Raw genomic sequence first — 15,056 nt, forward strand, 5'->3', positions numbered from 1 at the left:
AGCGCTATGAAAACATATTCGGCGAGCTTAAAGAGGAGTTTGAGGGATGGACAAGCAAAATGTGACAATTTATGATGTTGCAAGAGAAGCTGGTGTTTCCATGGCTACGGTTTCCAGAGTTTTGAACGGTAACAGTAACGTAAGACAAACCACTAAAGAAAAGGTTTTGCAGGTTATAGATAATCTGGACTATCGCCCTAATGCTGTAGCAAGGGGACTTGCAAGCAAGAAAACTACAACAGTAGGTGTAATCATTCCAGATGTTACGGATGGTTACTTTTCTTCTTTAGCTAGGGGAATTGATGATATTGCAACTATGTACAATTACAATATTATTTTAGCCAATTCGGATGACAATCCGGGAAAAGAAGCATCGGTTCTTAATACATTATTAGGCAAACAAGTTGATGGAATCATTTTCATGGGTAATGAAATCGATGATCACTTAAGAGATGAATTTAAGAGATCTGATTGCCCAATTGTTTTAGCCGGTTCAGTTGATGTTAATAATTCAGTGCCAAGTGTCAATATTGATTATGTTGATGCTGTAATGAATGAGACTAACAGATTAATACAACATGGTAATAAAAAAATTGCGTTTGTATCAGGACCACTAAAACAAGCAATTAATAAGGACTATCGTCTAAAAGGATATAAGGAATCATTAATGAATAACAATATTACATTTAGTGATGATTTAGTCTTTGAAACCAATAGTACTTATGAAGATGGCTATAATCTAGCTGATGAAGTAATTGAAAAGAATATTACTGCTGCGGTTGTAACTAATGATGAATTAGCAGCAGGGTTATTGAATGCTATGACTGATAGAGGAGTAGTTGTTCCTGATGACTTTGAAATCTTTACTAGCAATAACACTAAGTTAGCTAAGATGTTAAGACCACAATTATCATCGATAACACAGCCACTATACGATATTGGTGCTGTCGCAATGAGACTATTGACTAAAATTATGAATCAAGAAAAAATTGATGATAAGTATGTAGTTTTAGGATACGAAATTGAAGAAAGACAATCTACTAAATAGCGGTTGTTGTAAACTTGATTAATTATATCCTGATTGATATAATTGATATGTTTGTAAACTATAGAAAACAATAGATATTTGAGAGGAGTGCTGTGATTATGTCAGGACATTCAAAATGGCATAACATTCAAGGACGTAAGGGTGCCCAAGATAAGAAACGTGGTAAGATTTTCCAAAAATTATCTCGTGATTTATACCAAGCTGCAAAAGCTGGTGGCCCAGAACCAGATGGTAACCCACAATTACGTCTTGTGATTGATAAAGCTCATGCTGCCAACATGCCTAAGGATAACATTCAACGTGCTATCGATAAGGCTTCTGGTCAAGGTGGAGCAAACTACGAAGAAATTACTTACGAAGGATATGGACCTGCTGGTACAGCAATCATGGTTTCTTGTTTAACTGATAACAAAAACCGTACTGCTGCTGCCGTTCGTTCAGCATTCAGTCACCATGGTGGTTCTCTAGGTTCAAACGGTTCAGTTTCATACATGTTTGATCGTAAAGGATACATCGTTATCTTACGTGACGGTTTAGACGTTGACGAAGATAGTATGCTAATGGATGTTTTAGATGCTGGTGGAGAAGACATGAGAGCTGATGAAGATCAATTTGAAATCTTTACTCAACCATCTGACTTAACTTCTGTAAGAGATGCACTTCAAGATAAATATGATTTAGATACTGCTGAAGTTACAATGTTCCCTCAAAACAAGACAGCTGTACCAAGTGACAAAGTATCACAATACACTGGCTTAATTGATGAACTTGATGAAAACGATGACGTTCAAGACGTTTACGAAGCAGCTGAATTACCAGAATCTGCTGAATAATTATTAAAGATGCACATTTATGTGCATCTTTTTTTTATAAAAAAATAAAACCTCCTTTCTACGAATATAAGAATGGAGGTTTTTTTGATGGACATACAATTATATTTTAAGAAGTTAATATCGACTTCATGTGATAAAAGAATTGAAGATATATTTATCCTGCCTGAGGAGAATAAATATGTATTAAAGGCCAAAAATGGATATGGAATTATATTTCAAGAAACACTAAAAACTGATATCGCACTAAAGTTAATTAACTATTGTAAGTATATAAGTGGAATGAGTTTGAGTGAAAAAAGGCGTCCTCAAGTGGGATCAATTAGTGACCAATTAGATTTTTTCTTACGGATTTCTACTGTGGGAAATTTTCAAAATGAAGAATCAATGGTGATTAGAATTATCTATGCGCTTGATAATAAGCAGATAACATATAAAGATGACGATATTTTACATCAAATCATAAAAAACACTGATGAATCAGGTCTGATAATCTTTGCTGGAAAAACTGGTTCTGGGAAAACTACATCTGTATACAAGATTGCTGATGAAATCGCTAAAAATAAGATGATTATGAGTATTGAAGATCCTGTTGAAATCAGAAACAAATCATTTTTACAGTTACAAGTGAATGATATTGCAGGGATGGACTATGATGAGTTGATTAAGGTTGGATTGAGACATAGACCAGATGTCTTTATCATCGGCGAAATTAGAGATGCTAAAACCGCCAATGCAGCAATTAGGGCCGCATTATCTGGTCATTTGGTACTGACAACAATTCATGCGAGAAGCTGCAAAGGGGTTATAAATAGATTAATCCAATTAGGATGTGAGTATTCTGATGTTAAGAGTAGTTTAAATACGATTGTATATCAGCGCATGTTATTAAATGATGATGGTGATTTAATGGCAGATTTAGAAATCATTAATAATGAAAACTAGTGATGGGAACGGGCGTCTAAAAATGAAAAAATTAAATTTAAAAAGGCAATATGTATTATTTAAGCTGATGAGTGATTTATTGAATGCTGGATATAATCTAAAACAAGTAATTCAATTTATCAAGGAGATGGATAATTGCGTAAAGGAATATGATTATATTGAGAATCAGCTACTTAGTGGAAAAAGTTTTAGTGATAGTGTTGATGGGTTAATCAATGCCGAATTTGTAAATCAAATTATGATTAGTGAACGTTATGGTAATTTAGCAAAATGCTTGTCTGAACTTAGTAAGTTTATTCAACGTAGAATACAGAACGAATCAAAAATTAAAGAGGTGCTATGTTATCCGATTGTTTTGATAATGATGTTGATATTTACGGTGTTTGCAATCAATGAATTGGTATTGCCGCAGTTAAACAACGTCAGTACCATTAATCAATATGACTTTAGTATGCTCTATGTTTTCGTTGGAATAGTTATTATTACGTTGTTAGGATTAGCATATTTTTATAATAAATTATCTATACTAGAAAAAAGAAATTATATTTGTAGAATTCCCTTTATAGGTAGGATTTATCAAAGCTATATTGCATATGTTTTATCAATGGAATTAAGCATGTTATTAAGTAGTGGAATGGAGCTCATTCAAGTAGTGCGAATATTAAAAACCTTAAAAAAAAATACACTATTGAATGTTTTAGGAATCGAATTATCCAAATGTGCAAAGGTTGGTGAAGAGGTTACTAAGTTGATCAATAAATATCGTTTTTTACCGTCAGAATACAATAGTTTCTTCACTAGTGGGAAAACTATTAATGATATACAAGATGAGCTGATTATTTTTTCGAAAATTAAATTTTCCGATATGAATAAACAGGTTAATCGTTTAATAAATATGATTCAGCCAATACTATTTTTAATAATTGGGGTATGTATTATCGTGGCATATCTATTAGTTTTGGCACCAATATATTCTTCATTGAAAGGAATTTAGAAATTGAAAAATAAAAAAGATGGATTCACCTTAATAGAAATGACAGTAGTTTTGTTTATTATTTCGTTATTAATATTAATCATTGTTCCCAATATTTCTGGACAAAAGAAACACGCTAATAAGATACACATACACGCAATGAGTACAATGATTCAAGGACAAGTAGATGCTTTATCTGACGAGTCAAACAATAAAAATATTGGATTTACGGATCTGGTTAGTGAAGGATATTTAACTGATAAACAAGTAAAACAAGCAGAATCGGATGGAATCAAGATTGAGAATAATAAAGTTATTGAAGATGAATAGGACTGGCTTTTCTACTTTTGAAATGATTGTTGTTTTGTTAATGGCCACTGTATTTTTTTCAATGACTTTATTTATGTTTAATTCACTAAAATACAATCATTCTCAAAACGATAAGGTGTTTTGGGAGTTGTTTAAATCGAATTGGGAGGCAACTATTGAATCATCGAAAGTTAATCATATCGATAGTAGCATTTATATTTCAAACCATCATGTAATTTTTCAAAATCACATTAAAGAAAGTTCAATCACAGTTCCCGACAATATGGTCACGCCAGCTGATTTTAATATTCAAATAAAAAGAAATGGTTATATTGCTCCTAAGACATATTATTGGTTGATTAAAAATCAAAATAAGAAATATATTCAGAAAATACAAATGGGATGGGGCGTTTATAGATTATATGAAAGATAAGAGAAATGGTTTTTTAATGATAGATGCAATGATTGCGTTATTAATAATCTCGACAAGCATAATTGTTTTCTCAGACTTTAACGCAACGATGAATAAAAATTTAGATGAAAGAAAAAAAGTATTGATCAAAAAAAGGATTAGTTATGAAAAGCAAAAAGGCGTTTACGATGATTGAGAGTGTAATTAGTATATTTATTTTATCTTTGATTGCGGTGTTAGCTATATCAATTCATCCATTTATTGAAAAGTCACAATCAGATAGCAGGGAAAATGTTATAGATTATCAGCTATTTTTGAAGGAAATCGAGTCCGATAAGTTTAACTTTGTTTTGAAAGATGTTAGCAGTAGCGAAGTCTATCTTTATAGCAAAACAAATAAAAAAGAATACAAGCTAAAACAAAGTAAGCAGTCATTGATCTTATCTGGTGAAAAGAGTGGATATCTACCAATGTTAGATAAGATAAGAAGTGTATTCTTTTCGAAGAGCGGTCACCATTTCGCAATAAACGTAAGCTTTATTAATGGTGAACAATATACAAATGTGAGTGTAATAAAAAATGAGAAATAAAAAGGGTTCTGCAACGATGGTTGCCATATTAATTGCACTAATAATATCGTCAATCTTATTAGTTAAATATGAAAAATATAATACTGAAATTCAAACAATTAATAAAATTATCAAAAGTTATCCAAATACCTAATTTATCTTAAAGTAATTAGTGGTTTATCTTGAATTTTATGCTAAAAATCTGGTAATATGAAAGTTGTTATTAAGTGATAATACTTTTAGGGGAGTTGAGTGTGCTGACTGAGAGAGATACAGAAACTCTGTTTAAAGTTTTAAATTCTTCTACTGAACTTCTAAAAGATAAGTTAGGGATATCTTACCTAGATGCTTTCATCGAAACTGGAGATAACCTAATTAATAATGGTGAAGTGCATGTTGAAGAAGGTATGCCAGATAGTGACACTGTTTCTAAATTAGAGAAAATATATAGCGAAATAGATTATCATAAGCTTGATGCTGAAACTGTTAGAAAAGCTGTTCAAATTTGTATGATAAAAGCTACTAAAGAAGATGCTATTCAGGCTAACCATCAAATTACTCCAGATACCATAGCTTCAATTATGGGATATTTAGTAATTAGATTAATAAAAGAAGATAAGCAATTACAAATATTAGACGTTTCTGTTGGGATGGGGAATCTATTATCTACAGTTGTTAATCAACTAAAAGATGCTATTAAGGAAGTTGATATACATACAGTTGGAATCGATAATGATGATTCAATGCTTGCTGTAGCAAGTATTAATTCTCAAATGCAACAAAATAGCGATAATAGTGAATTGATTTATCAAGATTCTGTTGCAAACATCCTAGTAGATGATGCAGATTTAGTTATTTCAGATTTACCAATTGGGTATTATCCAATCGATGAAAATACTGCTAATTACAAGACTAGATCTTCCGATGGACATTCATTTGCGCACCATCTATTAATTGAGCAAGGGATGAATCACATTAAACCCGGCGGATTTGGAGTGTTTTTAGTACCAAGTAATCTATTTGATACTACCGAATCAAAAGGTCTTTTAAAATGGATTCAAGATAATGCCTACTTACAAGCATTATTAAACCTTCCAAAAGAGATATTTAACAATGAAAATGCTCAAAAGGCCATCCTAATTTTACAAAAACATGGTGATAACGCTCATCAAGTTGAAAAAATTATGATTGGTGAATTTCCATCATTTAAACAACCTTCAGCATTCCAAAAGTTTTTAGCTGAAATCGTTGAATGGGAAGAAAAAGATTTATTAACAAATAAAGGTTAGGAGAACTATTATGGGAAAATCAATTGCAATTAACGCAGGAAGTTCCACATTAAAATTTAAATTATTTGAAATGCCATCAGAAAAACTAATTTCAAGCGGAGCTATTGATAGAATCGGTCTATCAAACTCTGATGTTGAAATCAAATATGGCGATGGTGAAAAGTTCCAAAAAACTATGGACGTTAATAATCACGAAGAAGCTATCAAACTTGTATTAGACAAGCTTCTAAGCCTAAGTATTATTGAAAACTATGACGAAATTACAGGTGTCGGTCACCGTGTTGTTGCTGGTGGAGAATACTTTACTGACTCAGTAATTATTGATGATGATGTTTTAAGCAAACTAGAAGAACTTTCAGAACTTGCTCCATTACATGAACCAGCTAACATTCTAGGAATCAAAGCATTTAAGAAGGTATTACCAGATGTAATTAGTGTTGCGGTTTTTGATACTTCTTTCCATACTTCAATGCCTGAAGAAAACTACATGTACGCTTTACCATACAAGTACTACACTGAACATAAAGCAAGAAAATACGGTGCACATGGTACCAGTTATAGATATGTTTCTGGTCGTGCAGCTGCAATGATGGGTAAACCACTTGAAGATTTAAAACTTGTTATTATGCATTTAGGTGCTGGTGCATCAATTTGTGCCGTAGATCATGGTAAGTCATTAGATACTTCAATGGGCTTCACTCCTTTAACTGGAATTATGATGGCTACTAGATCAGGAGATGTTGATCCTTCACTATTAGCTTACATCATGGAAAAAGAAGGAATCACAGATATTAATGAAATGATTAATATCTTAAACAAGCAATCAGGTTTAGTTGGTGTATCTGAAGTTTCAGCTGATATGAGAGATTTAGAAGCAGTTAAAGCAGATAACCATCAAGCTGAATTAGCTCGTAATATGTACATGAACAGAATTGTTAAATACGTTGGTCAATACGTTGCAGAAATGAACGGTGTTGATGGAGTTGTATTCACAGCTGGTGTTGGTGAAAATGATATTGGCATTAGAGAAGAAATTGCGGAAAAGCTAAGTTACTTTGGTGTTAAGGTTGATTCAGAAAAGAACCACATTCGCGCTGTTGAACGTGACATTAGTGCCGATGACGCTAAGATCAAGACTTTATTAATTCCAACTAACGAAGAATTAATGATTGTAAAAGATATCGAACGTCTAAAATAATTAAAAGAGGATACTATTAATAGTATCCTCTTTTATTTTCATGGATTGATGAAAATAATTCAACTTAAAATATATAACATGAATAAATGTTGATACGCCAATGTTTGTAATTATCATGAAAGCTTTTTCATCAAGGGCAGAGATACTATTTAATAGTATTTTATGTAATAATTATTCTCATAGAACTTTAATAGGAGGGTGATGAAATGGAAGGATCACCGAAAACAGAAAACGTTGAATTATCTAGAGGATTAAAGAACCGCCATGTTCAATTAATTGCTCTTGGAGGAACAATTGGTACAGGATTGTTCTTAGGTGCTGGTGAATCAATTCAATTCGCTGGACCATCTATTATTTTGGCATACTTAATTGCTGGAATTGCTGGATTCTTTATTATGAGATCACTTGGTGAATTGCTGTTATCTAACGTTAATTGTCATTCATACATTGAATTTATTGAAAAGTATTTAGGCGAAAAACTTGGTTTTGTCGCTGGATGGACATATTGGGCTTGTTGGATAACAATTGCAATGGCTGAAATAACTGCTGCTAGTTTATATATTAAGTACTGGTTCCCAAGTATTCCACAATGGATTACAGGTTTAGTTATTATTATTATCTTGTTCCTATTGAATACAGTTAATGTTTCAGCATTTGGGGAAACTGAATTTTGGTTTGCATTAATAAAGGTAATTGCTATTTTAGCGTTAATTGCTACTGGTGTGGTATTGGTTGTTATTAATTATAAAACACCCGTTGGGCATGCTAGTTTAGGTAATCTATTTGGTCACAAAATGTTTGCTCACGGATTATCTGGTTTCTTTATGAGTTTCCAAATGGTTATTTTCAGTTTCGCTGGTATTGAAATGATTGGAATGACAGCTTCAGAAACACATAATCCACAAAAGGTTATTCCTAAGGCTATTAACGAAGTTCCATCAAGAATTTTAATTTTCTACATTGGATCATTAATTGCTTTAATGTGTATCTATCCATGGAACTTCATCAATGCTGACTCAAGTCCATTCGTACAAGTTTTCCAAAATATTGGAATTGGAGCTGCTGCCTCAATTATTAACTTTGTTGTGTTAACTGCTGCAGTTTCTGCATGTAATTCTTCATTATTTACCACTGGAAGAATGGCATACTCACTAACTTATGGATCAGAAAGCAAGTTTGGCAAGAAAATTTCAACTTTAAGCTCAAGAGGGCTTCCAAACAATGCAATTATTTTCTCAACCTTAGTTATTACAATTTCATTAGTATTAAATGCATATATTCCTGATGGAGTGTTCCAACTTATTTCTAGTGTTGCAACTACTTGTTTCTTATTCATTTGGGGATTAATTGTCATTGCACATATTAAATACAGAAAAGTCGTTAAAGAAAATGGTGAAGAAAGCAAACTTACTTTCAAGATGCCATTATTCCCATTATCAAGTTATTTTGTACTAGTTTTTCTTATCTTTGTAGCAATCGTATTATTATTTAGAGTTGATACATTGATTCCACTAATTGGATCAATTATATGGATTCTATTCTTATACATCTTTAAAACTATTAAAGACAGAATTTAATATTAAAGGTTTAATTTACCGATATTGGTAGATTAAACCTTTTTTGTTTTTAATTTTAATAATAATAGTTTATTCTAGATATAAAGATAATTAAAAGGAGCAAGGCATGAAATTTTTTATATCTGATACGCATTTTTTAGATAAACATATGATTGGAAACAAGAACTTCGCTCCTAGACCCTATTTCTTTGTTGAAGAAATGGATAACGATATAATTAAAAACTGGAATGAAATAGTTACCGACAATGACGTTGTTTATCATTTAGGTGATGTTGCTGTTTGTCATGATAAGCCACAACAAAAAGCGTTTGAGAAAATTTTCAATTTATTGAAGCAATTGAATGGTAAAATTATATTAATTAAGGGTAATCATGATAGCCGAGCATTATTCAAATATATTGATAAAAATAATGTTGAATTAAATGGAGAACTTAAGTTTTCCTTTCAAGATGTCGGTGCATTAATAAAGATGAATCATTGTCAATATTATATGACGCATTATCCAATGATGATGGGACAAGTCAAACAGATAATAAATCTGCACGGACACATCCATCATTATTCGGTATCAGCGAAAGAAAACATAAATGTTGGAATTGATAGTCCTGAAAAAGACTATTTAAAATACAATAAACCGTTTGGTCAACCATTTACTGAAGATGATATAAACGTAATGATTGAACAAAAGGCGACAGATTTTATGAAAAGAAAATAATTGGAGGGACTCACGATGGAAAAAATAGCAATTTTACATACTAATGATATACATTCACATTTTGAGAACTGGCCAAGAATTAAAAGATACCTTATTGATGAAAAGAAGAAACTAGAGGAAAAAGGTTACTTTGTTATCACCGTTGATTTAGGTGATGCATTAGATCGTTCACATCCGCTAACAGAGGCTACCGATGGGAAAGCTAACATTGAGCTTTTAAATGAAATTGGTTATGATGCAGCGACTATTGGTAATAATGAAGGTTTAACAAATAGTCATGAACAACTAAACCACTTATATGATAATGCGAACTTTGATGTGATTTTAGCTAATATTTTGGATGCTAAAACGTTAAAGATTCCATCATGGGCGAAGGGAAAGAAAGTAATTAAAACGCCTCAAGGAAATACTATTGATATGTTTGGCTTAACTGCGCCATATCAATCAACTTATAAATTGGTTGGTTGGAAACCAATTGATGATCAAGTGAAAATCCAAGAACTTTTAGATAACAACGATGAAGAATCTGTAAAAGTATTGTTATCACATTTAGGTGTAACCCAGGATAGATTAATTGCACAAAAGTTTCCGGAATTTAATGTCATAATTGGTAGCCATACACATCATTTATTTGAACATGGTGAAAATGACAATCAATCTTTGCTTGCTGCTGCAGGAAAATACGGTTTCTATGTAGGTGAAATTTTACTAGAGGTTGATAACAATAAGGTAGTCTCTAAATCTGCAAGTGTAGTAGAAGTTTCATCATTACCCGAACATGATGGTGATGAAGACTTTATCCATGGGCTTGAAGAAAAAGGCGAAAAACTTTTGGCGGAATCAAAAGTTGCAATGATTGATCATGATATTGAAAATGGATTAAGAGGAAAGCCAGAGATAGTGACACTGTTTTTAGACGCAATGAAGAAAAAAGCACATACGAAAGCAGCGATTGTAAATAATGGTTTATTCTTATTGCCACTAAGGAAGGGCATTATTAATAAAAATGATTTACATCAGATATTGCCACATTCAATGCATGTTACTAACACATCACTTAGTGGTGCTGATTTATGGAGATTAGTGATGGAAATGCAAAAGAACTGGAAGTTCTTGATTCAGTTCCCACAAAAAGGAATGGGCTTTAGAGGTAAGTTTTTTGGTCAATTAAATTACGACGGTATTGAAGTAGACGAAAATAATAATGTATACTTTGATGGAGAGTTAGTTGATTTTAATAAAACATATGAGATAGCATTGTTAGATCATTATATTTTTATTCCGTTTTTCCCAACGGTTGCAATTAAAGGACAAAATAATATTTTATATGATCAAACATTAAGGGACCTTTTTGCTGATTATTTATCAGATAAGTTTCCGTTAGAATAGGAGAAATAATATTGGATCGCAAAAGTATTGAAGAACTAGTTCAAGAAAAAAATTACAGTTATAAGCCATTAGCTAACATTAAGATGGATGGCGAAGATAAAATATTAATTAATAATCATACTTACGAAATAATCGATAATCATAATGGATGTTTCAATATTGATGATTTTGCTATTAACTATAATCCAATATTTAGTCGATACAGCTATATTGTTGGTGATTATGGATATGGTGTTTTAAGACTTAAAGGATTTTCTGATGATGGAACTAATACACCATTACAAAATCAATTTCTAGCAATCAAGGATTATCTAAATGAGTATGCTAATATGGGTGCTGATTATTTTGTCATGCATAATTTAGAAGTTAAATCTAAGCCTAGTTCTTCGTTCAATAAGAAACGCCCAAGAAGAAACAATAGAAACAATAAAGGCGGCTTTATTAAAGAAAAAGTCACAAAAACCAAATCAGAAATTGAAAAACGTGAACATGTAACTGTTACTCAATCTAAAGGCCATGGCAAACGTCACTTTACGATTAAACAAAGAAATGATTAGGAGAATATAAATGGGAAAGTATAAAGGATATTTTATTGACTTAGATGGGACTATTTACGCTGGAAAAAAACGAATTCCTGCAGCTAAAAGATTTGTTGAAAGATTACAGTCAAGTAAGACCGATTTTTTATTTGTAACTAATAACACGACTAAACTACCTGAAGATGTAGTTAAAAATTTATCAGATAATCATGATATTCATGTATCAGTTGATAATGTTTATACTGCAGGCCTTGCTACTGCAGATTATGTAAAAAACGATGCTACTAAGAAAAACCTCGATAAAACTGCATATGTAGTTGGTGAAATCGGTTTGATAAAGGCATTAGAAAATAATGGATTTGAAATTACTGATGATAACCCTAGCTATGTAATTGTTGGTTTAGATAATCATGTAACATATGATCAATTAAGTAAGGCAGTATTACTAGTTAGAAGTGGTTCTATTTTTATTGGAACTAATCCAGATAGTAATATTCCAACTGAAAAAGGGATGCAACCAGGGGCAGGATCATTAGTTAAACTAGTGGAATATGCTACTCAACAAGAACCGATATTGATTGGTAAACCAGAGTCCATTATCATGCAAAATGCCCTAGATAAGATTAAGTTATCCAAGAGTGATGTTGTAATGGTTGGTGATAACTATATGACGGATATTTCCGCAGGGATAAACTTCGGAATGGATACATTATTAGTTTATACTGGATTATCTACTAAAGAACAAGTGAAGACTAAAACAGTTCAACCTACCCATCAAGTTGATTCCTTGGATGATTGGGAACTATAAAGATGCCTTATTCTACGGCTAAATACTCTCTATATAGCTTATTTATTTTAGTTTGGTTAGTATGTTTATCTGTTTTTATATTTATGAACTTACCGATAATCTATCTAATGATAATTAAGTTCATGGATATTTCAACGTCAACACACATAAAGATGACAGATATAGCTGATAATTACACAAACATTATTAGATATCTACAATCACCATTTATTAGTCATATGCATACGGTCATTCCAGTTAATGATGTGGTTATTAAACATTTTAGGGATGTAAAAACATTAATTATCATTAACAACCTGCTAGTGGTTATTCTGACTTTGGTTAACTTTAAAATGATTAATAGATTGTCAATTAGCAACAAGTTATGGATTTTAAGAATGCCACTTAGATCAATTTATATGTTATTTACCTCCTTGGTGATTTTTTCAGTAATTGATTTCAACGATGCTTTTGTGTTTATGCATAAGTTATTATTTAGAAATCAGAATTGGATTTTTGACGAAAAAAAAGAACCCATCATAAATCTATTTCCATCTCAATATTTTATGATTGGATTCATTTTTATATTTTTAATAGTATCAATAGGGATGGTATTGATTTTAAACAAAATAAAAAAGGACTCGTTATGAGTCCTTTTTATTTATGCTTTCTTATTTCTGAATAAAGCAATTATTGCTGGTAAACATGTTACCAAGATGATTCCTAATACAACAGCTGAGAAATGTTCTTGAACGAAGGGGATGTTTCCGAAGAAGTATCCACCACCGCAACATAGAAATACCCAAACAAAACATGCAGTAACGTTGTACTTAACGAATTTTTGATAATTATAACCACTAGAAGCGGCTATAAATGGAGCAAATGTTCTGATAATTGGCATAAATCTTGCGATGAAGATGGCTAGGATACCGTATTTATCGAAGAAAGATTTTGCTTTATCAAGTTGTTCTTGTTTAATGAACTTACCGATATATTTTTGTTGTGTTAAACGATTACCGACTTTTTCACCTAAGAAGAAGTTTAGTGAGTCACCAACAATTGAGGCAACTAGGAACAATATGATAAATATAAAGATATTTAGGTGATATTGTGGATTAGCAGAAATTGCAGCTGCTGCGAATAGTAAAGAATCACCAGGTAGAAAAGGCATAATTACGATTCCTGTTTCAATGAATATTACTAGGAATAGAAGTAAATATGTCCAATCACCGAAGTAATTAACCAGATTAATAATGTGCTGGTCAATGTGTAGTATAAAATCAATTAGAAATTGCATAGCATACTCCTTTAAGTGTTTAATTATATTTTAACAAATTTACACGACTAACATTAAAGTTTTTTTAAATAATTTATTTAAATCACTTAATCATTTAACAGTAGTTAGATATAATGAAATATATATAATTTATAGATGGGGGATTTTAATGAGTAATTATCCGCAAATGACAAGTGATAAAGACAGTAAACCATTAGCTATTTTAAAAACAAATTTTGGTGATGTTCAAATTGCTTTATTTCCAAAGGAAGCACCACAAACTGTCGAAAATTTTATTAAACTCGCAGAAGTAGGTTACTATGACGGTACAACATTCCATAGAGTTATTAAAGATTTTATGATTCAAGGTGGAGATCCAACAGCAACAGGCGCTGGGGGGGAAAGTATTTGGAATAAGCCGTTTGATGATGAATTTTCTAAAAAACTATATAACTTTAGAGGAGCATTATCAATGGCTAACGCTGGACCTAATACTAATGGAAGTCAGTTCTTTATAGTACAAAGTTCTAAAATGCCCAAAAATATGAAAAAATTAATGGAAGATGCTAGCTTTGAACAAGAAGTGATTGACCATTATTTGAAGAATGGTGGAACACCTTGGTTAGATTTTAGACACACTGTATTTGGTCAAGTTGTAGACGGAATGGAAATTGTAGATAAGATTGCAGCGACAAAAGTGGATATTAGTGATAAACCTACCGAAGATGTAATCATAAACAAGGTCGAAATTTTTAAATAAGTTCTTGACCAGTATAAGACTTCCTGGTATTATAAATATTGCTGTTAAAAGAGGAACACAGTTCCTGATAAGTTAAAAATTTAATTGACATAGAATGTCCAATTTGGTAACATAATATGGTCTCGTTAAATTGATTTATCAACAATTTACATTAAAAAAGTTGTTGACGTTGAATTGATAATTTGTTATTATTAATGAGTTGTTAATTATTAAACATTAACGAACAGGTAGATCTTTGAAAACTGAACAAGATTGATAATCGATGATGTGTAAGGAATCTTACAACGAAGTTTGTAAGAATTAAACATTGCGAAGTCAATTCGCTTATAAAATAACAATTTATTCAGAAGAGCTAAGTTAAGCTTTTCATCTTAAGATGAGAGTTTGATCCTGGCTCAGGACGAACGCTGGCGGCGTGCCTAATACATGCAAGTCGAACG

At 31.6% G+C, this 15,056-nt stretch carries 18 protein-coding genes and 1 rRNA gene; 18 read left to right on the forward strand and 1 reads right to left on the reverse strand.

Annotation, left to right across the window (positions count from 1 at the left end; genetic code table 11):
- Positions 1-46: 46 nt before the first annotated feature.
- The 16 genes from ccpA to ABWU86_RS00720 all read left to right on the forward strand — a co-directional run bounded on the left by ccpA (position 47) and on the right by ABWU86_RS00720 (position 13,230).
- On the forward strand, positions 47-1,048 hold the full coding sequence (gene ccpA / locus ABWU86_RS00645) for a catabolite control protein A (RefSeq protein WP_293793532.1): 1,002 nt from the start codon (positions 47-49) through the stop codon (positions 1,046-1,048).
- Between the two features lie 98 nt (positions 1,049-1,146).
- A complete protein-coding gene (locus ABWU86_RS00650) occupies positions 1,147-1,881 on the forward strand; it encodes a YebC/PmpR family DNA-binding transcriptional regulator (protein WP_053949891.1) in 735 nt (244 codons plus the stop codon).
- An 87-nt stretch (positions 1,882-1,968) separates the two neighbouring features.
- A complete protein-coding gene (gene comGA / locus ABWU86_RS00655) occupies positions 1,969-2,823 on the forward strand; it encodes a competence type IV pilus ATPase ComGA (protein WP_293793533.1) in 855 nt (284 codons plus the stop codon).
- On the forward strand, positions 2,813-3,817 hold the full coding sequence (locus tag ABWU86_RS00660; protein ID WP_293793534.1) for a type II secretion system F family protein: 1,005 nt from the start codon (positions 2,813-2,815) through the stop codon (positions 3,815-3,817). The genes comGA and ABWU86_RS00660 overlap by 11 nt, the downstream gene beginning before the upstream one ends.
- Before the next feature lie 3 nt (positions 3,818-3,820).
- Positions 3,821-4,126 (forward strand): competence type IV pilus major pilin ComGC, encoded by a 306-nt coding sequence (gene comGC, locus ABWU86_RS00665; RefSeq protein ID WP_353320903.1) that lies wholly within the window; start codon positions 3,821-3,823, stop codon positions 4,124-4,126.
- Positions 4,119-4,538: a hypothetical protein gene (locus tag ABWU86_RS00670; protein ID WP_353320905.1), complete on the forward strand. Its 420-nt coding sequence runs from the start codon at positions 4,119-4,121 to the stop codon at positions 4,536-4,538. The genes comGC and ABWU86_RS00670 overlap by 8 nt, the downstream gene beginning before the upstream one ends.
- The gene (locus tag ABWU86_RS00675) at positions 4,528-4,713 is read left to right on the forward strand and encodes a hypothetical protein (protein ID WP_293793538.1); all 186 of its coding nucleotides are present in this window, start codon (positions 4,528-4,530) and stop codon (positions 4,711-4,713) included. The genes ABWU86_RS00670 and ABWU86_RS00675 overlap by 11 nt, the downstream gene beginning before the upstream one ends.
- Complete coding sequence (locus tag ABWU86_RS00680) at positions 4,682-5,107, forward strand: competence type IV pilus minor pilin ComGF (protein ID WP_353320907.1); 426 nt, start codon at positions 4,682-4,684, stop codon at positions 5,105-5,107. The genes ABWU86_RS00675 and ABWU86_RS00680 overlap by 32 nt, the downstream gene beginning before the upstream one ends.
- A gap of 233 nt (positions 5,108-5,340) precedes the next feature.
- On the forward strand, positions 5,341-6,375 hold the full coding sequence (locus ABWU86_RS00685; RefSeq protein ID WP_353320909.1) for a class I SAM-dependent methyltransferase: 1,035 nt from the start codon (positions 5,341-5,343) through the stop codon (positions 6,373-6,375).
- 10 nt (positions 6,376-6,385) lie between these two features.
- On the forward strand, positions 6,386-7,573 hold the full coding sequence (locus ABWU86_RS00690) for an acetate/propionate family kinase (protein WP_293793541.1): 1,188 nt from the start codon (positions 6,386-6,388) through the stop codon (positions 7,571-7,573).
- 206 nt (positions 7,574-7,779) lie between these two features.
- Positions 7,780-9,150, forward strand: a complete 1,371-nt coding sequence (locus ABWU86_RS00695) for an amino acid permease (RefSeq protein ID WP_353320912.1) — start codon at positions 7,780-7,782, stop codon at positions 9,148-9,150.
- 106 nt (positions 9,151-9,256) lie between these two features.
- Positions 9,257-9,865, forward strand: coding sequence for a metallophosphoesterase (locus ABWU86_RS00700; protein ID WP_353320914.1), 609 nt, complete (start codon positions 9,257-9,259; stop codon positions 9,863-9,865).
- A 15-nt stretch (positions 9,866-9,880) separates the two neighbouring features.
- Positions 9,881-11,254: a bifunctional metallophosphatase/5'-nucleotidase gene (locus ABWU86_RS00705; protein WP_353320916.1), complete on the forward strand. Its 1,374-nt coding sequence runs from the start codon at positions 9,881-9,883 to the stop codon at positions 11,252-11,254.
- 11 nt (positions 11,255-11,265) lie between these two features.
- Complete coding sequence (locus ABWU86_RS00710) at positions 11,266-11,811, forward strand: YutD family protein (protein ID WP_353320918.1); 546 nt, start codon at positions 11,266-11,268, stop codon at positions 11,809-11,811.
- A gap of 10 nt (positions 11,812-11,821) precedes the next feature.
- Positions 11,822-12,601, forward strand: coding sequence for a TIGR01457 family HAD-type hydrolase (locus tag ABWU86_RS00715; protein WP_293793545.1), 780 nt, complete (start codon positions 11,822-11,824; stop codon positions 12,599-12,601).
- 2 nt (positions 12,602-12,603) lie between these two features.
- Positions 12,604-13,230, forward strand: coding sequence for a TIGR01906 family membrane protein (locus ABWU86_RS00720; protein ID WP_353320920.1), 627 nt, complete (start codon positions 12,604-12,606; stop codon positions 13,228-13,230).
- 11 nt (positions 13,231-13,241) lie between these two features.
- On the opposite strand, the gene ABWU86_RS00725 is transcribed toward ABWU86_RS00720, so the two are convergent.
- Entirely contained in the window at positions 13,242-13,877 is a 636-nt protein-coding gene (locus ABWU86_RS00725; protein ID WP_293793547.1) for a VTT domain-containing protein, read from the reverse strand.
- Between the two features lie 148 nt (positions 13,878-14,025).
- Here ABWU86_RS00725 and ABWU86_RS00730 point away from each other — a divergent pair, with 148 nt between their 5' ends.
- Together ABWU86_RS00730 and ABWU86_RS00735 are read left to right on the forward strand one after the other, a co-directional pair.
- Positions 14,026-14,616: a peptidylprolyl isomerase gene (locus tag ABWU86_RS00730; protein WP_293793549.1), complete on the forward strand. Its 591-nt coding sequence runs from the start codon at positions 14,026-14,028 to the stop codon at positions 14,614-14,616.
- Between the two features lie 372 nt (positions 14,617-14,988).
- Positions 14,989-15,056: ribosomal RNA gene (locus tag ABWU86_RS00735) — 16S ribosomal RNA — on the forward strand; the annotation flags it as partial.

Origin of the sequence: Apilactobacillus pseudapinorum (assembly GCF_040369555.1) — a bacterium.
GTDB lineage: Bacteria > Bacillota > Bacilli > Lactobacillales > Lactobacillaceae > Apilactobacillus.